The sequence below is a fragment of the Geobacter sp. AOG2 genome (assembly GCF_019972295.1).
Taxonomy (GTDB): Bacteria; Desulfobacterota; Desulfuromonadia; order Geobacterales; family Pseudopelobacteraceae; genus Oryzomonas.
This window is the reverse complement of the sequence record NZ_BLJA01000001.1, coordinates 2,230,867-2,251,006: the sequence shown is the minus strand read 5'-3', so window position 1 is coordinate 2,251,006 and position 20,140 is coordinate 2,230,867. Positions and strand designations below refer to the sequence as shown.

Below are 20,140 nucleotides of genomic sequence, written 5' to 3'. Positions count from 1 at the left end.
TCGGTATGCAGGAGTGGTGAGGCGTAGTATACCATTCCGGTCGTGTAATGCAACATCGACGGTTCATGAGATCGTAAATAAATTCCAATAAACTCTTCGGCATTCCGGGTTGACACCAGTCCGCATATATACTATCTTTTATGTCCTTTATCCGCGCCAATCGGCTGTTTGGCATCACGAAAATTTGAATCATCGAGGATAATACCATCATGCGTAGCGACACCATCAAGCAGGGACTCGAACGAACACCGCACCGAGCGCTCCTCAAGGGAACCGGGGTTCCCGACAGCGCCTTTGAAAAGCCGTTCATCGGCGTGGCAACCAGCTTTACCGACCTGATCCCGGGACACTCAGGCATGCGAGACCTAGAGCGCTTCATCGAGAAGGGCGTTCACTCCGGGGGCGGTTATGCTTTCTTCTTCGGTATCCCTGGCGTCTGCGACGGGATCGCCATGGGGCACAAGGGGATGCACTATTCGCTCCCTACCCGCGAACTGATCGCTGACATGGTGGAATCGGTGGCCGAAGCACACCGACTAGATGGCTTGGTGCTGCTGACCAACTGCGACAAGATCACCCCCGGCATGCTGATGGCCGCCGCGCGGCTAAACATTCCCTGCATTATCGTTACTGCCGGTCCAATGATGAGCGGCCGCAGCCTGAGTGGTCGGAAATACTCCTTTGTCACCGACACCTTTGAGGCCATGGCCCGTTACAAGGCTGGCGTGATCGACGACAAGGAACTCAAGGTCTGCGAGGACAACGCCTGCCCCGGCATGGGGTCCTGTCAGGGATTGTTCACCGCGAACACCATGGCTATCCTGACCGAGACCATGGGAATGAGCCTGCCGCGTTGCGGTACCGCCCTGGCGGTTTCGGCCTTGAAGCGGCGCATAGCCTTTGCCTCGGGCGAGAGGATTGTCGAGCTGGTGCGCAACGATATCAAACCCCGCGACATTCTGACTCGCGCGGCCTTCGAAAACGCCATCCGGGTCGATTTGGCCTTGGGGGGCTCGTCCAATACCGTGCTACACCTTCTGGCCATCGCCCGGGAAGCGGGTGTGGACCTGCCGCTGGAAACCTTCGACATCCTGTCCAAGGATACCCCGCAACTGGCCTCCATGAACCCGGCAGGGGAGTACTTCATGGAAGACTTGGATGTGGCCGGTGGCGTCAGTGGCGTGCTCAAACAATTGGGCGACAAGATCAAGGATGCGCCGACTCTGTTCGGCCTGACCACCCATCAGTTGGCTGAGAGCATCGCCAACGTTGATGAAGAGGTGATCCGTCCACTCTCCAATCCTATCAAAAAAGAGGGTGGCATCGCCATCCTCTCCGGCAACCTTGCCCCTAAAGGGGCAGTGGTCAAGCAGTCGGGCGTGTCGGCCGCCATGATGAAGTTCGAGGGGGCAGCCCGCTGCTTCGATGCCGAGGAAAAGGCCATGGCCGCCATCATGGAAGGAAAGATTGTCTCGGGCGATGTGGTGGTGATCCGCTATGAAGGTCCCAAGGGCGGCCCCGGCATGCGCGAAATGCTGGCCCCCACGGCGGCCATCATGGGCATGGGGCTTGGCGATTCGGTGGCCCTGATAACCGACGGTCGTTTCTCCGGCGGCACCCGCGGTCCCTGCATCGGTCACATCTCGCCGGAAGCGGCCGAGGGAGGCCCGATTGCCTTGGTGGAAGAAGGGGACCGCATCCTGCTCGACATCCCCAACCGTCGCCTGGAACTGCTGGTGGACGAAGCCACCCTGGCCACCCGCCGGGCCGCCTGGAAGGCGCCGGAAGCCAAGATCAGGACCGGCTGGTTGGCGCGCTACGCCAAGTTGGTAACGTCGGCCCATACCGGCGCCGTGACCACGGCCGATTGACGGTTGTTGAAAAACAGCCATCTCGCCGCCATCCTCAAACGCCCTCTCGTGCGGCGTAGCACTGCTACGCCGCACGAGAGGGCATTCTCCGGTGGCGACGATCTGCCCATTTTTGAACAACCTCAGTTTTTTTAACAAATCTGTCAATTCTTTCCGGAGGCTGACGCACCTGTGCCTGAAACCGGAATGTGCTTAAAGGAGGAACCATGGAAACGCTTACGCATAAGTCGGTTGTTTCCGCCCCACATGTCCATGCTTCAGTGCCGGCGCGAAAACAATAGATTCCCTTTCAACCATCCATTACATTCAGAGGTATCACCCATGAAAATGAACGGTGCACGAATATTGCTGGAATGTCTCAAAAAGGAAGGCGTGGACACGGTCTTCGGTTATCCCGGAGGTACCGTGATCAACATCTACAACGAACTCTTTGGTTTTAAGGATATCCGTCACATTCTGCCGCGCCACGAACAAGCCGGCACCCATGCGGCGGACGGCTACGCCCGCGCTACCGGCAAGGTTGGCGTCGCCATCGCCACCTCCGGGCCCGGCGCCACCAACACCGTGACCGGTATCGCCACTGCTTACATGGACTCGATTCCCATGGTAATCGTCACTGGCCAGGTGCCGACGGCGCTGATCGGCAACGATGCCTTTCAGGAGGTGGATATCATCGGTATCACCCGCTCCTGCACCAAGCATAATTTTCTCGTGCGGGATGTGAAGGATCTGGCCATGATCATGAAGAAAGCCTTCTACATCGCCCGCACCGGCCGACCCGGCCCGGTCTTGGTGGACCTTCCCAAGGACGTGCAGATAGCCCAGACCGAATTTGTCTACCCGGATACGGTGGAAATCCGCAGCTACAAGCCGACCTTGGCAGGGCATCCCCGCCAAGTGGAAAAAGCGGTGGACATGCTGCTGGAGTCACACCGTCCGGTGATCTATGTCGGGGGCGGGGTGGTTCTTGGCAATGCCGCCGACGAGTTGACCAATCTGTCCCGTAAACTGTCAATTCCAGTGACCACTACCCTGATGGGGCTCGGCTCGTTCCCGGAAAACGACCCCCTCTCACTCGGCATGCTGGGCATGCACGGTTCGTACTGCGCCAATATGGCCATGACCAACAGCGACTTGATCATTGCCGTGGGGGCGCGCTTCGATGACCGGGTAACCGGCAAGATCGCCACGTTTGCCCCCAGCGCCAAGATCATCCATATTGATGTGGACCCGACCTCCATCAAGAAAAATGTGCGAGTCGACCTGCCGATCGTGGGCGATGTGAAAGACGTTTTGGCCAAGATGATCAAGCTGGCAGACAAGCATAAAGACAAAGCAACTGGGTTCAAAACAGCGCTGGCTCCCTGGCATGAGGATATCGCCGGCTGGAAGGCCAAACATCCCCTTGGATACAAGCAGAGCACAACCATCATCAAACCACAGTTTGTCATACAAAAATTGCGGGAGTTGTCGGACGACGACGCCATCATCGCCACCGACGTGGGACAGCACCAGATGTGGACCGCCCAGTTCTTCCAGTTCAACAAGCCGCGTACGCTGCTCTCCTCGGGTGGGCTCGGCACCATGGGGTACGGCCTGCCTGCCGCCATGGGGGCGCAAGCCGCCTTCCCTGAACGCCAGGTGATCGCCATCTGTGGTGACGGCGGCGTACAGATGAACATCCAGGAAATAGCCACTCTGGTGCAGAACCGTCTGCCGGTCAAGATTGTGATCCTGAACAACAATTTCCTCGGCATGGTGCGCCAGTGGCAGGAGCTATTCTTCGACAAGCGTTATTCCCAGACCTGCATGGAGCTTCCTATCGATTTCGTCAAGCTGGCTGATGCCTATGGGGCCAAGGGCTTCAGCACCTCCAAGCCGGGTGAGGTGGAGACGGTTATCAAGCAGGCCTTCGAGGAAAAAGGCCCGGTGATCATGGAGTTCAAGATCGCTCGGGAGGAAAAGGTGCTGCCCATGGTTCCCGCCGGGGCTTCCCTGAATGAGATGGTGTTGAATGCGTAATTAATGAACGCATAACTGATTGAATCTGCCACAGAGACGCAGAGATACGGAGAAGGGCTGGAGACAGAAGATAACCGAACAGCCCCGTCAGTTTTATGCCTTTATAGTACTACCCCTTTCGGATTGGTTTGTTCTTTTGATTTTCTCTGTGTACCCCTGTGTCTCCGTGTCTCTGTGGCGGACGTTAGATTGAAGACTTTATGGAGGTTTCCCCATGCAACATACAATTTCAGTGCTGGTTGAAAACGAATTCGGCGTTCTTTCCCGCGTGGCAAGCCTTTTCTCGGGACGCGGCTTCAACATCGACTCCCTGACCGTCGCCCCAACCAACGAGGAAGGGTTGTCGCGCATGACCATCGTCACCCGTGGAGACGAGCAGATTCTTGAACAGATCACCAAGCAACTCAACAAGCTGATCGATGTTCTCAAGGTGATTGATTTCAGCGACGGCAGCGCCATCGAGCGCGAGATGGTGTTGGTTAAGGTCACGGCCGAGGATGAGAATCGCGCTGAGGTGCTACGAATAGTCGATATCTTCCGCGCCAAGATCATCGATGTCACACCCAAATCCTACACCATCGAGGCCACCGGAAATCCAGTCAAGATGGATGCCCTCCTGGAACTGCTCCGGCCACTGGGGCTGAAAGAATTGGTCCGTACTGGTGCCGTGGCCATAGGGCGCGGCGCCAAGGGGTGGAAGGGGTAAGGCAACAGCCACCGGAATAATCATCAATGGCCGCGCAGTTACCGCTGCGCGGCCATTTTTGTCAAGCGATTTGCCGCCAAGCCACGCAAGACACTTGCAAAGCTCTTGAAAAAATCCGAACCCGCCGCCGGGGCGCGGAGATACAAAGAAAATTAGAAGTAAAACTAAGTAAATGACAACGACTTCAAGGTTGTTTGTACCCAAATGTCTTTTGCCTTTCTCTTTGTATCTCCGTATCTCCGTAGCGGTAATGACGATTTAGGACTAGGACGGTGATGTTTCCGTGATATTATTTATAGACAAGAAAGCTCTTTACCGATCCGCTACTGCCGCGAGGCCGCCATGTCAAAACGCAAAAAAACAGCCCTGATCATCGCCGCTGCCTTTGCTGCGCTCCTGCTCTTCATCATTGCCGTTTTGCCGCTCATTGTACGTAGTCAGGCCGTGGCGGCTCTGGAGGAAGCCACCGGCAGGAAGGCCGGCATTGAGAAGGTCGCCATCAATCCTTTTACTCTTACGGTCACGGTCACAGGTTTTGCCATTATGGAGAAAGGAGGCGGTCCCTTCATCTCCATCGGCCGCCTACGCGCCTCACTCAGCCCTGCCTCGATCTACCGACGCGCCTTGATCCTTTCGCATGTCTCCATCGATACGCCTTCCGTCTCCATTGTCCGCCTGGCAGCCAACGAATACAGCTTCAGCGATATAATCGAGCGCCTGAAGGCAAAGCCTAAAAAGGAATCCACGGGAGAATTCCATTTTTCCATCAACAATATCACTCTCGACAGCGGTTCCGTGGATTTTGACGATCGGGCTGTGGATGGAGGGAGAAGGCACACTGTCCGCAACCTCAAGGTGGCGGTCCCGTTTATCAGCAACATACCCTATTTGGTGGAGAAATACACGGACCCTCTTATCTCGGCTCAGGTAAACGGCGCGCCCTTCAGTTTTTCCGGCAAGGTGAAGCCACTTAGCAAATCCATGGAAACATCGGTGCACATCGACCTGAAACAGCTCGACTTGCCCGGTTATGTAGCCTATGCTCCGGTAAGGCCGCCGGCTGATCTGGCGTCCGGCAAGCTGACCATTGCCACGGATGTCAGTTATCGCGTATCGGCCGATAAAAAGCCGGAACTGTCTGTCAAAGGGTTGGTGCGACTGGATAATATTGCCGTAAACCTGAGAGAAGGACAGCCGTTGTTCAGGCTCCCATCACTCCAGATACGCGCATCTGATCTGGAAATATTTGCCCAGCGCTTTCTGCTGGATACCGTCACTGTTGAGGGTTTTGAGCTGTTCGCAGGCCGCAGCTCCGCAGGGCAGTGGATGTACCAACAATTACTGCCGAAGCCGGCCGGGGCAGGGCAGGAGCCGGTTGCGGAAGCAGTCAAACAGCCTGGGCCTGATACAAAGAAAAACCCTTGGCCACTAGTGCGTATCGGTGAATTCGATTTTAAAGAGGGTATAGTCCACGTTAGCGACGCCCTTCCCAAGGGAGGTTTCAAGGGGGACGTCACCGGGATCGATGCAACGGTGAAAGGTTTCACCACCGAACCTGGCAAGTCGGCTGATTACGAAATGTCGCTGCTTCTGGACAACGAAGCCGACTTCAACGTCGCCGGTACCTTCAGCCTTACGCCGCTTAAGGCCACTGTTTCGGCAGATCTGAGTGGCTTGAGGCTTCAAAAGGGGTGGCCCTATCTGGCCCACTACCTGACGGCGCCGCTCAAGGGAAGTCTGGACCTGTCCGTTGAGGCGGCCTATTCCTCGGAGAACGGCTTGGACGTGGGTCGGGCGGACCTAACTCTCAGTGGGCTCTCGACACGCTACGGCGATAAGGAAGGGCTTGACCTGAAACGTCTGGAAGTGAGCGGGGCTGCTTACCACCAAAAGGCAAACCGCCTTGACCTGGACGACATCATGCTGGCCCAGGGTAATATTTCCCTCTCCCGCGGTGCGGACGGTACTATTTCTCTCCTGTCGCTGTTGAGGAAGTCCCAAAGGGAACCTGCTAAGAAGGCTACATCCGCGAAGAAAGTAGCAGTAACGGGACCGTCACTTTCAAAAGGGTTCACCTACCGCATCAATAAGATTAGGATTGACCGACTTACCACCACCTACACCGATAAAACTATCCCGGACAAACCGCGCTTCACGCTTCGCAACACCAGCATGAGTCTGGCAAACCTGAACGGCCCCAAATTCACGCCGGCAGCGCTACGTTTCTCCTCGACCCTTAACAGAGCCACCCCGCTCAAGGCCAATGGCATGATTACCCCGTTTCCTTTCCGCTACAAGGGGAGCGTCAGCGTGGGGCAGTTGCCTCTACGCGATTTTGAGGCCTATTTCCCCTCCAATATAAATGTTTTCATCCTGGGCGGCACCGCTGACACCAGTATGAATGTGGACATCGCCCTCAAGGGCGGCAAGCCGACCGGTACGTTCAGGGGGAGTGCCGGCATCAGGGGCTTCCACGCCATAGATACTGTGGCCGAGGAAGACCTGCTCAAATGGGAGAGCCTGCAACTAGACGATATTCGGGGCAACCTCGAACCGTTCAGCCTGTCCCTGCGCCAGATCGCCCTCAATGGCGTCTACTCCCGGATCATCGTGCGCAAGGACGGCACCCTGAACCTACAGAACCTGATGGAGAAGCCCAAGCAGGAACCTGCTGCCTCAGGTTCGATATCCACCAATTCTCCGCCTGTGTCTCCGGTCGCAAGCACTCCACAGCAGACGCCTCCTGCCAAAAAACAGATCCAGATTGGCAGTATAACGATCCAGGACGGTACCCTGTCCTTTAGCGATAATCATCTACCGCAACATTTTACCACCACCTTTTACAACCTGGGGGGGCGGGTTAGCGGCCTCAGTTCCGAGGAGTCCAAGTTTGCCGACGTGGATCTGCGCGGCAACTTGGAAAACCACTCGCCGCTCCAGATCACCGGCCAGATCAACCCGCTACGGGACGACCTGTTTGTGGACCTGAAGGTCTCTTTTCGCGATATCGAACTCTCGCCGGTTACCCCCTATTCGGGCACCTATCTGGGCTACTCGGTGGAAAAGGGCAAGCTTTTCCTGGACCTGAAATACCACATCGACAAGAAACAGCTCGAAGCCTCTAACAACATCTTCATCGATCAGTTCACCTTTGGCGATAAGGTTGCGAGTGACAAGGCCACCAAACTGCCGGTAAAGCTGGGTTTGGCGCTGCTCAAGGACCGTAAGGGTGAGATACACCTGGACGTGCCGGTCACCGGCCGCACCGACGACCCCAAATTCAGTGTTTGGAAACTGGTATTCCAGGTCATCAGAAACCTGATGGTCAAGGCGGTGACGTCCCCCTTCTCGCTGCTTTCCTCCATGTTCGGTGGAGGCCAGGATTTGAGCGCCATTCAATTTAACCCCGGTACCAGCACCATTCCTGCCCAGGAAGAACAGAAATTGAGTGCCCTCTCTAAGGCGCTGTTGGAACGGCCGGCTCTGAAGGTGGAGTTGAAGGGATATGTGGATCGGGAGAAGGACACTGAGGCGTATCGTCGAGAACTGCTCGACCGCAAGATGAAGAACGAAAAGTTTCTGGCGTTGAGCAAGCAGGGTGTGTTGAAGGAGGGGGAAAAAGCGGAAAGTATTCAGGTTCTACCGGCAGAATATCCGAAATACCTGGCTGCGGTCTACAAGAAGGAAAAATTCCCCAAGCCACGTAATATCTTGGGCTTGGTCAAGGATCTGCCGCCTGATGAGATGAAGAAGCTGATCATTGCCAACACCGTGATCGGGGAGCCGGAACTGAAAACCCTTGCCCATGAGCGGGTGGTGGCGGTGATGAATGATCTGGTCAGGAAGGGGGGCATACCTCCTGAACGAGTATTCCAGAAGATCGACGACGTTTTCAAGGCGCCGGAAAAGGATACGACGTCACGAAGCAGGGTGGAGTTGAATGCGATTGTCCAGTAATTTATGAATAACGATCTGACCACCGCTCCCATACCGGCGCTGATCCGCCGCTTGGCCATCCCAGCCGGGACCGGTTTTTTTTTCAACACCATGTTTAACGTGGTGGACACATGGTACGGTGGACGACTCTCCACCACCGCCTTAGCGGCCATGTCGCTTTCCTTTCCTGTGTTCTTTATTCTGTTGGCCGTCGGCACCGGCGTCTCCAGTGGCGCCACGGCCCTGATTGGTAACGCCGTGGGCAGGGGAGAGGAGGGCGAAGCCCGCTGTTATGTGCTCCAGGCACTCTCTTTTGGCATTTTACACGCAGTGGCCCTTACCATAATGGGCTGGGCATGTTCTCCGACTATCTTTCGTTTCATGGGCGCGCAGGGGGAGTACCTTTCTCTGGCGCTAGGCTACATGAATGTGATCTTCGCCGGGGCAACCTTTTTTCTGCTTAATTTCGTCATGAACGCAATTCTCAACTCCCACGGCGATACCACCACCTACCGCAACTTTTTGATCACCAGTTTTTTCCTCAATCTGGCTCTTGACCCCTGGTTCATGTATGGTGGTCTGGGCGTGCCTGCCTTCGGCCTGCCCGGCGTGGCGCTGGCCACGGTCGCGATCCAGTGCCTGGGCAACTTCTACCTCTTCAGAAGTCTTGCACGTTCCGGTGTTGTAGAGCATTTCCGCCTGGGAGAGTTGCGCCCTCATTGGCGTTACTACCGGGAACTTTTCCGACAGGGATATCCAGCGGCCATGAACATGATGACCGTCACCCTGGGGGTCTTCATCATCACCTGGTTTGTGGCAAAATTTGGCCAGGAGGCGGTGGCGGCCTACGGCATTGCCACCCGTATCGAGCAGATCGCTCTGTTGCCGGTGATGGGACTCAATATCTCCACCCTGGCGCTGAGTGCTCAGAACTTCGGAGCAAAACGCATCGACCGGATTCGTCGGGCACTGACAATCTCCCTGCGTTACGGCTTTATGTTGGCCATCGCTGGCACCGTGGCGGCCTTGGCGTTCACCAGACAATTGATGGGCTTTTTTACCGAAGATGGAGCGGTTGTGGCTGTCGGGGTACGCTTTTTGCGCATCGAAGCCTTTGTTTTTCCGGCTTATGTGCTGCTCTACATCTGCATCTCGGCCATGCAGGGTGTCAAGCGTCCGGCTTTTGCGCTCTGGATCGGGCTGTACCGGCAGATTGCTGCTCCCTTTCTGGTATTCCAGTTTTTGACAACCATCCTGGGATGGGGCATCATGGGAATTTGGTGGGGCATCTTCATGGTGACTTGGTCGGCGGCCTGCATCGTGGTCGTCTATGTCACCCGGATTTTGAAGGCATTGGAAAAGGACGTACCAACCATATGAAACGTGTCGCCATAGCAACCCTGGGGTGTAAAACTAATCAGTTCGAATCCGCTGCCATGTCCGAGCAGTTCCAAAGGGCCGGTTATCGCATAGTCGCCTTCACCGAGCCGGCTGACATATACGTGGTCAACTCCTGCACGGTCACGGCCCGCACTGACGCCGAGACCCGCCGCCTGATCCGTCGCGCCCGTCGCCTGAATCCTCTGGCCCGGGTGGTTGCCACCGGTTGTTACGCCCAAGTGACGCCGGGCGAGTTGGAACGCATGCCCGAAGTGGACAGCGTACTGGGTAATCGGGAAAAGCGGGAGATCGCCGACCTGGTGGAGTCAGGTGAAAGTCGCGTCTCGGACATTGGCGACGAACAGACGGCCGGACCGCTGGAGCTTACGAGTTTTGCCGAGCATACCCGTGCCTTTCTCCAGGCTCAGAACGGCTGTAACTCCTTCTGCGCTTACTGCATCGTCCCCTATGCCCGGGGCAGAAGCCGTAGCGTGCCACTGGATGACGTGCTGAAGGGAGTGCGGGATCTGGCCGACAACGGCTTCCGGGAGGTGGTGCTGACCGGTATTCACCTGGGGGCCTATGGGCTTGACCTGACTCCCCGGCTGTCGTTGGCCGGCTTGGTGCGTCGTATTGCAGATGAACGGCTCGTACCACGACTTCGGATCGGTTCGGTGGAGCCTAACGAACTAAGCGACGAACTGCTCGGGTTTATGGCGGCCTCAGATGCCGTCTGCCCCCATTTACACCTTCCTTTGCAGAGCGGTAGTGATGCAGTGCTGCACCGTATGGGGCGACACTATACGGCCCGGTTCTTCCGGGACTTGGTGGCGAGGATCACGGCCGCGCTGCCGGACGCCTTTATCGGCGCTGATGTCATTGCCGGCTTTCCCGGCGAAACAGATGAGGAGTTTCGTGAAACCCTGTTGTTGGTGGAGGAGACCTCGTTCTCCGATTTGCACGTGTTTCCATTTTCCCGGAGGAGTGGTACCAGGGCGGCCGGGATGCCCGGTCAGGTGGCCGTCAATATCATCAGGGAACGGGGAGAATGGCTACGGGAGGCCGCCAACGTGAAAAAGAACACATTCCTGCAACGCTTTAATGAACGCACGTTGCCGGTTCTTGGGCAAACGTGGCATGCGGAGACGGGTCTCATCAGGGGGTTGAGTCGGAACTACATCCAGGTGGAATACCCTGCACCCCAAGATATGGTCAACCGGGAGGTTGTCGTTCGGGTAGAATGCATCCAGGAGGGTCGGGTCCTAGGGCGGAGAACGGAAACATTGGTGGAAGAACATTTGGAAAATTATATCTTGCCTTGACTGGTCCAACCATTTCTGTGATAATTCCGCCCCGCTTTGTCAAATTCTTGTTTGAGGAGATAAACATGAAAAAGACGCTTGTTCTATGTATCTGTATTTTGTTATCCCTTGTGGCTGCCTACGCCTTTGCCGGCGACGGTTCCTGGGAACACGTCAAAAAAAGCGGTAAACTGGTTATCGGTCTGGATGACGCCTTTCCTCCCATGGGGTATCGCCAGGCAGACGGCAAACTGGTCGGTTTCGATATCGACGCGGCAGAAGAGGTGGGCAAGCGTCTCGGCATCAAGATCGAATGGCAGCCCACCGCCTGGGAAGGGGTAATCCATTCCCTGGACGCCAAGAAGTTCGACTGCATCTGGAACGGCATGACCATTACGCCCGAACGGGCCAAGGAAGTAGCCTTCACCAAGCCCTACATCATGGACGGCCAGATAGCAGTAGTCAATTTCAAGGATAAACGTTTCAAGGGGTTGAAAGACCTGAAGGGCGTAAAGGCCGGCACTCAGAAAGGTTCGTCCGGTCTGGAAGCGGTCAAAAAACTCCCCACCGCCCCAACGGAACTGAAGGAATATGAAGATTATCCCAAGGCTCTGCTTGATCTGGAAGCAGGTCGTATTGACGTGGTGGTGGTGGATAACGTCACCGGCCGCGACATGATCGCCAAGCGCCCTGGCAAGTTCAAGATACTTCCCGGCATGATTAGCAAGGAACCCTTTGGAGTGGCCTTCCGCAAAGGTGATATTAGCCTGCGGCAAAAGGTACAGCAAACCTTGGATAAGATGGTAAAGGACGGTTCTTTGGCCAAGATATCCCGGAAATGGTTTGCGGAAGATATCACTAATCCTAAGAAATTCTAAAGTATATGACGCGTTTCAACATACATTTCGGCAGGGCCGCTGCGGCCCTGCTTTTTTTGTGGGTCCTGGCCGGTCCTTGCCTGGCGCTGGATAACGACACCCTTTCCCGCCAGGCGGGTGAGTTGATGGCCCAGGGCGATCTGCCGGGAGCCATCGAACTTCTCAGGCAGATCCCGGCTCCGGCCAAGGGGGCTGATGCCGGCGCCTTTGTGGCCAGCCGCATGCAGATGGCCAGGATTTATGCCTCCTCGAACGAGGCCGATAAGGCTCTGGCTGCCAGCCGGGAGGTCTTGGCGCTGTACCCCGACAACAGCGAGGCGAAAAACATGGTTGCCGCCATCGGGAAGCAACAGCAGCCTCGCTGGCTTTCAGTCCTGGAAGATTGCCGCAAATTCCTGCCCGCACTGCTCAAGGGCGCGACCATGACCTTGCTTCTGGTGCTCTGCACCATGCTGGTCTCGCCCTTGGGCGGACTCCTGATCGCTCTGGGACGCATCAGCACCTTTCGGCCCCTGTCCGCCTTGTGCTGGTTCGTGATCTGGTTCTTCCGCGGCACGCCGCTCCTGCTCCAATTGTTCTTCATTTATTACGGCCTGCCGGCCTTCGGCGTGACCCTTCCTCCTCTAACCGCTGCCGTGATCGGCCTCGGCCTTAACTACTCGGCCTACCTGGGAGAGATAATCCGTGGCGCAATTCAGAGTATCGACCACGGCCAGATGGAGGCGGCCAAGGCCATCGGTATGACTTATGGCCAAGCAATGAGGCGCGTCATCATACCTCAGACCTACAAGCGGTTGATGCCTCCCGTCGGCAACGAGTTCATCGCCCTCATAAAGGATACGGCCCTGGTTTCGACCATCGCCATGGTGGAGCTGATGCGTTCGGCCGACCAGCTTTTCAATACCTATTTCAATATCACTGCCCTAGCTCTGGCTGCGGCCATTTATCTCCTTCTGACCAGCATCTTTACATTTATCTTTGAAAAAATCGAATACCGGGCGGGGATCTATGAACACCGTTAGGGAGCCGTTGATCAGACTTACGGGAATAACCAAGCGTTTCAAAAACCTGACGGCGGTAGACCGGGTCGATCTGGATGTTTTTCCAGGTGAGAAGTTGGTCATCATCGGGCCGTCGGGGTCTGGCAAGTCCACGCTGTTGCGTTCCATCAACCTGCTGGAAGAGATCGATGAGGGGGTTATTCGCTTCCAGGGACGTGAGGTGGGGTACATCACCCACCATGGGCGCCGCCATCTGGAACGCCCTCAGGCGGTGTGCGCTCTGCGGACCGAGATTGGCATGGTGTTTCAGCATTTTTACTTGTTTCCTCACATGACCGTCGTGGGTAATGTCATGGAGGGACCGCTGACCGTCCGCAAGATGCCGTTCACGGAGGCCCGCCAGGTAGCTCTCGACATGCTAACCAAGGTGGGGTTGTCCGATAAGCAGGACGTGTTCCCCGCAACTCTGTCCGGGGGCCAGAAGCAGCGTGTGGCCATTGCCCGTGCCTTGGCCATGCGTCCCAAGTTGATGCTGTTCGACGAGCCGACCTCGGCTCTGGACCCGGAACTGGTGGGGGAGGTTTTCGACACCATCCATACCTTGGCCGACGAAGGTATGACCATGATCATCGTTACCCACCACATGGGGTTTGCCCGGGAATTGGCCGACCGGGTCATTTTTATGGAATCGGGCCGTTTTCTGGCGCAGGGTAACCCCCAGGAGTTTTTCAGCGTTGGTCAGGAGAACGAACGCATCCGCAGTTTTCTCAACAGGCTTCTGTAAGAGATAATGGTCACCGGTTGTGGCCGGATATATCAGATTTTTTTGAACCGGGAGGTGTCATACTTTCCGGTTTTTTTATGGCATTTGAAGAGAGTGTTAAAAATAATTACACTTTTAATTGATCTGATAATCTGTTGATATTTAAAGGTAATTACTGATTGTGTTAAAAATGTTAACATTTTACATCTATCTGTAATGATTTCATAATTCTGAAAATGTTAAAAAAATTACCATTTTTAATAGTCTAACAGCGGCCCGAGCCGTGCCACAAATATCTGCTGATACATAATGACCTGATACTATGTGTCTTTTGCGGGATGGCACGGGAGTTGATAGGTATGCTAAGTGGTTAAGCAGCATCCCATCCTCGCTTGACGGAGAAAGTAATGGCACTGTCACTTCGGACCACAGATGGAGAGAAAGGTACCCTGCTGGATAAAAGAACTATTCTGGTAGTTGATGACGAGGTTATGGTCCGGCAGATGTTGCAGGAGTGCCTTGAGGATTATGGTTTTAATGTGCTTACCGCTACGGACGGTTTGGAAGCATGCGGACTGTTTACGAAGGAATTCGCACGGATTGATCTGTTGGTGAGTGATGTGCTCATGCCGAAGATGAACGGCTTTTATGCCTATCAAATGATGTGCAGAATTAAGCCCGGATTGAAGGCTATCTTGGTGAGCGGCTACCCCAATGGTCTCGAGACGGTCAGCGATGGGAGTGTAAACGCCCCGGAATTCATGTCCAAACCGATCAGCCCGAAGGAACTACTCGTGAAGATACACGGCATGCTGGATGATGTTTGACAGAGACAAACGGAATACACTTTTTTGTAGACAAGAACGCCCTCTTTGAACATGAGGGCGTTTTTTGTCATCTTTGCATGTATCTCTGGTTTCTTTTGTGGAATTGATTGACAGCAGCCGGTGAATGTATTATTTTCAGCACTTGTTTTATCAATAGTTTGTACCGGTTTTCCCGGAAAATTTCGCAGGAAGGATGGGAACAAGAGTATGAAGGTCTATTACGACAAAGATTGTAACGTTGCACTCCTGAAAAAGAAAAAAGTCGCCATTATCGGCTATGGTTCTCAAGGGCATGCTCATGCCCAGAACCTTAAAGATTCGGGTATTGACGTACTCGTTGCTCTGAAAAAGGATTCAGCTTCCGTGAAGAAGGCCAAGGATGCCGGGTTTAAGGTTGTTACGGTTACCGAAGCCGCCAAGACGGCCGATGTTCTGATGATCCTGCTTCCCGACGAGATTCAGGGCGACATCTATCGCGAAGAAATCGCGCCCTATTTGAAAAAAGGCGCCTCCATCGCCTTTGGCCACGGTTTCAACATCCATTTCGGCCAGATCGTCCCCCGCGAAGACATCAACGTCTTTATGGTGGCCCCTAAGGGACCGGGGCATTTGGTGCGCCACGAGTACACAAAAGGAGGCGGTGTGCCCTGCCTGATTGCACTGCACCAAGACCCCTCCAAGAAAACCAAGGACCTGGCGCTGGCCTATGCTTCGGCAGTTGGCGGCGGCCGCTCGGGCATCATTGAAACCTCATTTAAAGAGGAAACCGAAACCGATCTGTTCGGCGAGCAGGCCGTGCTGTGCGGTGGTATTGCCGCTTTGATCCAGGCCGGATTCGAGACATTGGTGGAAGCCGGTTACGCTCCGGAAATGGCATATTTTGAATGCCTGCACGAAACCAAGCTGATCGTTGACCTGATCTATGAGGGCGGCATCGCTAATATGCGCTACTCAGTCTCCAACACTGCCGAATATGGCGACCTGACTCGTGGACCGCGTGTCATCACCGGCGAGACCAAAAAAGAGATGAAGAAAATCCTCGACGAGATCCAGACCGGCGAATTCTGCAAGGAATGGATGTTGGAGAACAAGGTTAACAAAGCGACCTTTAATGCCCTGCGCCGTCGCGGTTCCGACCACCAGATCGAACAGGTGGGGGCCAAACTTCGCGCCCTGATGCCTTGGATCGGCAAGAACAAGATAGTTGACAAGACCAAAAACTAGGACCACTCAGCGCATTCGACACCCCTTTACCCTTTGGGAGAGGGGTGTCTGCGCGTTCAGGCAGGCTCATGAATAACTCGACCCCTTTTGCCAGAGAAGGCTATCCCTTCATCTTTTCTTCCGCCGGATTGACGCTTCTGCTGGTTTTGGCAGCCTGGAAACTCTGTTCCCTCGTGCTGGCTGTTCCCGTTGTGCTATCCTGCGTGTTGACTCTGTTTATTCTCTACTTCTTTCGCAATCCCGAGCGCACCCCACCCGGCGACGAGCGGACAGTGGTGGCTCCGGCTGATGGGGTGGTGATCGTGGCGGAGCGTGTCCCCGATACACCGCTTGGAACTCCTGCTATCAAGATCAGCATCTTCATGTCGGTTTTCAATGTACATGTCAACCGCGTTCCTTTTGACGGTAGGGTTGTTGACTCATTTTATCACCGCGGCAGGTTCTTTGATGCCCGTGACGGCCGGGCCTCCTTTGAAAACGAACGAAGCGGCCTGATCCTTGAGACCGGCGGCGGCGTAAGGTTGGCCTTTGTGCAGATTGCCGGACTGATCGCGCGGCGGATTGTTTGTTACGCCAGAACCGGGGATTTGCTGAAAAGGGGAGATCGCTATGGACTGATCCGTTTCGGATCACGGGTGGATGTGTATCTGCCCGTTGACGTGAAGCCGCTGGTAAAGGTTGGAGATGCGACCGTGGCGGGCGAAACCGTGTTGGGACGTCTCGGCTAGGCGGAGAAAGCGTGGAATGAATTCCGAACTGAATGACAAGAAGGTCGAAAAGACCGAAAGTATCAAAAAAGGGATTTATATACTTCCCAACCTGTTTACGACCGGAAGCATGTTTGCTGGCTTCTACAGTATGGTGGCGAGCCTCAACGGCAATTTCGAAGTTGCTGCCCTGTGGATCTTCGCCTCTGCTGTTTTCGACGGCCTGGACGGCAAGGTCGCCCGACTCACCGGGACTACCAGCAAGTTCGGCGTTGAGTATGACTCCCTAGCGGATCTGGTGTCGTTCGGGGTAACGCCTGGCCTGATGATGTACGCCTGGGCTTTGAAGCCGTTCGGGCGGCTTGGCTGGTTGGCAGCGTTCCTGTTTGTGGTCTGCGGTGCGTTGCGCTTGGCGCGTTTCAATGTTCAGGTCAATACGGTAGAGAGCAAGCGTTTCGTGGGGTTGCCCATTCCGGCGGCAGCCAGCACGGTGGCCGCCACCGTCCTTTTGTTCCATCATTTCGGGTGGCCAAGCTCGTATAAACGGCTGGCAATCATTGTCTTGATCTATCTCCTTGCCTTCTTGATGGTTTCGAGTTTCCGTTACTACTCATTCAAGGATCCGGCTCTGATCAAACGCCAGCCCTTCGGTTTTCTGCTTTTGGCCGTGGTAGTGCTGATCGTTGTGGCCGCCGAGCCGGCGGTAATGACCTTTGCCATCATGCTTAGTTATGTCTTATCCGGGCCGGTGGGCTTTATTGTCGGCTGGCCGCGCCGACGCCGCTTGGAAAAAGCGGTGCACAAGGGACACGGAGCGGCGGCTGGTCGCTAGTGTCCCGTGCGGTTGGCCACGGAAAGGAATGCAGTGACCGCACAGAAGACGAGGGGTCATGGTATGTCGTGCAGACGGGCCTTAATACTATCTTCCGAAATTTCGAGGGTAGCGAAGGTTTTGTTGGTCGATGTTCGTGTCAGCGTGCCCGGATTGAGGAACAGGATGCCTGATGCGGTTATACAGGTGGCGCGGTGACTATGGCCGAACAATACGATATCGGCCCGCACCTCACCCGCCCGTTGTTCCAATCTCTCCAATCCGCCCTTGACGCCGTAAGCGTCCCCATGTACCAAGAAGACCCGCTTGCCTTCACATTCCCACAGTATCTCTCTCGGCACCGTGGCGTCGTGGTCACAATTGCCGCACACGGCAATGACGTTCAGATCCATCAGGCTACGCAACAGGTTGGCATCCTCGACGCCGTCACCAAGATGGATGACGGCGTCCACGGGCTCCGTTAGACTATGGGCCTGCAGCGCAGGGCTGAAATTGCCGTGGGTATCGGACACCACCAGAATCTTCATGCATTTAGTGTAGCAAAAACCAGGGACTCTGACATCTTAAAACTGCCAATCCAGATAGGTCTAGCATGATGAAAAAAATTGTTTTGATCTTCCTTGCCGCCGTTTTTGCCTTTGGGGTGCTCTTTACCGTTTCGATGTTGATTGCCAAAACGATTATGGGATCGAGTGAGACAAAACTGACGGATGAGGAAGGTGTCGGTTTGGTAGAGGTGCGAGGGATGATCCTCGACTCCAAGGATACAATCCGCCAACTGCGCTATTTCCTCAAGAAGGAAAGCGTCAAAGCCGTGGTATTGCGGGTTGATTCACCCGGCGGCGTGGTGGCACCGTCCCAGGAAATCTACGAAGAAGTTAAAAGGTTTGCCGCCAAAAAGAAGATCATCGTTTCCATGGGCAGCCTGGCTGCTTCGGGAGGTTATTATATCTCGGCCCCGGCCACGTTGATCTACGCCAACCCCGGCACTATTACCGCCAGTATCGGCGTGATCCTCAAGCTTTCCAATATCGAAGCGTTGATGGACAAAATCGGCATCAAGTCCTACACCCTCAAAACCGGGAGGTTCAAGGATTCTGGTTCACCGCTACGGAAACTTTCGGCGGAGGACCGAGCCATGCTGCAGGCGGTCATCGACAATACCCACGAGCAATTTGTCCGCGCAGTCGCCGCCGGACGAAAATTGCCGGTCGAGGAGGTTCGCAAGATTGCCGACGGTCGTGTCCTCTCCGGTGAACAGGCCAAGGCGATGAAGTTGGTGGACCGGCTGGGGACGCTTCAGGACGCCGTCGAAGAGGCCGGCCGTCTGGCTGGTATCAAGGACGAACCGGAGGTCATCCTGCCTCCTACGAGGAAGATCGACTACTGGGATCTGCTGGTTGACGGCATGGAAGGTAGATTCAGCGGCGCCCTAAGGAACGCTGCAGGGGGAATGCGGCTGATGTACGAGGCGGAGTAGGGTGTGAACGGTGAAACGTGAAAACAAGTGACTGGTGAATAAGAAAAATGCTTCTTTTGCTATTCACCAGTGACATTTCACCTTTTTGCCTTACGCAGCTGGCCGTGGGCGGCGAGAATGATCCTCTCGGTCGTGTCCCAATCGATACAGGCATCAGTTATGGAAACGCCGTATTTCAACTGGTTGAGATCTGCAGGGATTTTCTGGCTGCCGGCCTCCAGGTTGCTTTCGATCATGACGCCGGAGATAGTTTTGTTGCCGTCTATAACCTGTTGGATGACGCTTCCCAGCACCTCGGGCTGCTTTTGGTAGTCCTTGTTGGAATTGCCGTGACTGCAGTCCACCATGATGGAGGGAGACAATCCGTTCTTTTTCAGGCTTTCCTCAGTGGCAGCAATATCTTCGGGCGTGTAGTTGGCCTTACGGGAGCCGCCCCGTAAAACGATGTGAACATCAGGGTTTCCGCATGTCTGGATGATGGAGGTACGGCCTTCTCGGTTGATGCCGAGGAAGCTATGGGGATGTTGCACCGCCTTCATGGCGTCCATGGCGATTTGCAGGTTGCCGTCGGTGCCGTTTTTGAAACCGACCGGGAACGAGAGGCCGCTCGACATCTCGCGATGGGTCTGGGACTCGGTCGTCCGAGCCCCGATGGCGCCCCAACTGATCATGTCGGCCACGTATTCAGGCGTAATTGGGTCCAGCATTTCGTTGGCCACCGGTACCTTGAGTGATGTGATCTTCAGGAGTAAGCCGCGCGCGATACCGAGCCCTTTGGAAATCAGGTGGCTGTGGTTCATATCCGGGTCATTTATGAGCCCTTTCCACCCGATGGTTGTGCGGGGTTTCTCAAAATATGTCCTCATGACCAGAAACAGGTGGTCTTCAACCTTGCGAGACAGGAGCGCAAGGCGTTTTGCATATTCAACGGCAGCCAGCGGGTCATGGATCGAACAGGGGCCGACCACCACCATCAGACGGGGATCACGGCGATGGATGATCCCCTTGATGCATTCACGGCTGGTGTTGACGAACTCGCGATCATGATCGGAGAGTGGAAATACCTGTCGAAGCTCGGCAGGGGCGATGATCGGCGTGATGGCGCTAATCTTGAGGTTGTTGGTCTTAATCATGGGTGGGTTCCGCTCTATTAAATAAATTTGCCCGCTGTCTCTGCAAAATAGAACGATTACTGCTGGTTTGTCAAATAGT

At 55.1% G+C, this 20,140-nt stretch carries 16 protein-coding genes; 14 read left to right on the top strand and 2 right to left on the bottom strand.

The window, feature by feature from the left end; all coding sequences use genetic code 11:
* The first annotated feature begins 209 nt into the window (after positions 1-209).
* From ilvD to pssA, 13 genes are all read left to right on the top strand, one after another.
* A complete protein-coding gene (gene ilvD / locus LDN12_RS10140; protein WP_223922561.1) occupies positions 210-1,871 on the top strand; it encodes a dihydroxy-acid dehydratase in 1,662 nt (553 codons plus the stop codon).
* A gap of 321 nt (positions 1,872-2,192) precedes the next feature.
* Entirely contained in the window at positions 2,193-3,893 is a 1,701-nt protein-coding gene (ilvB, locus tag LDN12_RS10135; RefSeq protein ID WP_223922560.1) for a biosynthetic-type acetolactate synthase large subunit, read from the top strand.
* Between the two features lie 214 nt (positions 3,894-4,107).
* Complete coding sequence (gene ilvN, locus LDN12_RS10130) at positions 4,108-4,599, top strand: acetolactate synthase small subunit (RefSeq protein ID WP_223922559.1); 492 nt, start codon at positions 4,108-4,110, stop codon at positions 4,597-4,599.
* A gap of 342 nt (positions 4,600-4,941) precedes the next feature.
* Positions 4,942-8,556: a DUF748 domain-containing protein gene (locus LDN12_RS10125; RefSeq protein WP_223922558.1), complete on the top strand. Its 3,615-nt coding sequence runs from the start codon at positions 4,942-4,944 to the stop codon at positions 8,554-8,556.
* A 3-nt stretch (positions 8,557-8,559) separates the two neighbouring features.
* Complete coding sequence (locus LDN12_RS10120; RefSeq protein ID WP_223922557.1) at positions 8,560-9,915, top strand: MATE family efflux transporter; 1,356 nt, start codon at positions 8,560-8,562, stop codon at positions 9,913-9,915.
* On the top strand, positions 9,912-11,237 hold the full coding sequence (gene mtaB / locus LDN12_RS10115; RefSeq protein WP_223922556.1) for a tRNA (N(6)-L-threonylcarbamoyladenosine(37)-C(2))-methylthiotransferase MtaB: 1,326 nt from the start codon (positions 9,912-9,914) through the stop codon (positions 11,235-11,237). Before LDN12_RS10120 ends, mtaB begins: the two co-directional genes overlap by 4 nt.
* A 65-nt stretch (positions 11,238-11,302) precedes the next feature.
* On the top strand, positions 11,303-12,094 hold the full coding sequence (locus tag LDN12_RS10110) for an amino acid ABC transporter substrate-binding protein (protein ID WP_223922555.1): 792 nt from the start codon (positions 11,303-11,305) through the stop codon (positions 12,092-12,094).
* 5 nt (positions 12,095-12,099) lie between these two features.
* Positions 12,100-13,116, top strand: a complete 1,017-nt coding sequence (locus tag LDN12_RS10105; RefSeq protein ID WP_223922554.1) for an ABC transporter permease subunit — start codon at positions 12,100-12,102, stop codon at positions 13,114-13,116.
* A complete protein-coding gene (locus LDN12_RS10100; protein ID WP_274382208.1) occupies positions 13,103-13,879 on the top strand; it encodes an amino acid ABC transporter ATP-binding protein in 777 nt (258 codons plus the stop codon). Before LDN12_RS10105 ends, LDN12_RS10100 begins: the two co-directional genes overlap by 14 nt.
* A 386-nt stretch (positions 13,880-14,265) precedes the next feature.
* Positions 14,266-14,685 carry a response regulator gene (locus tag LDN12_RS10095; RefSeq protein WP_223922553.1) on the top strand — a complete coding sequence of 140 codons (420 nt, stop codon included), beginning with the start codon at positions 14,266-14,268 and terminating at the stop codon, positions 14,683-14,685.
* Positions 14,686-14,892: 207 nt separating this feature from the next.
* Positions 14,893-15,909 (top strand): ketol-acid reductoisomerase, encoded by a 1,017-nt coding sequence (ilvC, locus tag LDN12_RS10090; protein ID WP_223922552.1) that lies wholly within the window; start codon positions 14,893-14,895, stop codon positions 15,907-15,909.
* Positions 15,910-15,977: 68 nt separating this feature from the next.
* A complete protein-coding gene (locus LDN12_RS10085; RefSeq protein ID WP_223922551.1) occupies positions 15,978-16,637 on the top strand; it encodes a phosphatidylserine decarboxylase family protein in 660 nt (219 codons plus the stop codon).
* A 16-nt stretch (positions 16,638-16,653) separates the two neighbouring features.
* Positions 16,654-17,448 (top strand): CDP-diacylglycerol--serine O-phosphatidyltransferase, encoded by a 795-nt coding sequence (gene pssA / locus LDN12_RS10080; RefSeq protein WP_223922550.1) that lies wholly within the window; start codon positions 16,654-16,656, stop codon positions 17,446-17,448.
* 56 nt (positions 17,449-17,504) lie between these two features.
* Here the strand turns inward: pssA and LDN12_RS10075 are convergent, their stop codons facing one another.
* The gene (locus LDN12_RS10075; protein WP_223922549.1) at positions 17,505-17,975 is read right to left on the bottom strand and encodes a metallophosphoesterase; all 471 of its coding nucleotides are present in this window, start codon (positions 17,973-17,975) and stop codon (positions 17,505-17,507) included.
* A gap of 65 nt (positions 17,976-18,040) precedes the next feature.
* Between LDN12_RS10075 and sppA the strand changes: the two genes are divergently transcribed.
* The gene (gene sppA / locus LDN12_RS10070; protein ID WP_223922548.1) at positions 18,041-18,928 is read left to right on the top strand and encodes a signal peptide peptidase SppA; all 888 of its coding nucleotides are present in this window, start codon (positions 18,041-18,043) and stop codon (positions 18,926-18,928) included.
* A gap of 77 nt (positions 18,929-19,005) precedes the next feature.
* Here the strand turns inward: sppA and LDN12_RS10065 are convergent, their stop codons facing one another.
* Complete coding sequence (locus LDN12_RS10065; RefSeq protein ID WP_223922547.1) at positions 19,006-20,061, bottom strand: 3-deoxy-7-phosphoheptulonate synthase; 1,056 nt, start codon at positions 20,059-20,061, stop codon at positions 19,006-19,008.
* Between the last annotated feature and the right edge of the window lie 79 nt (positions 20,062-20,140).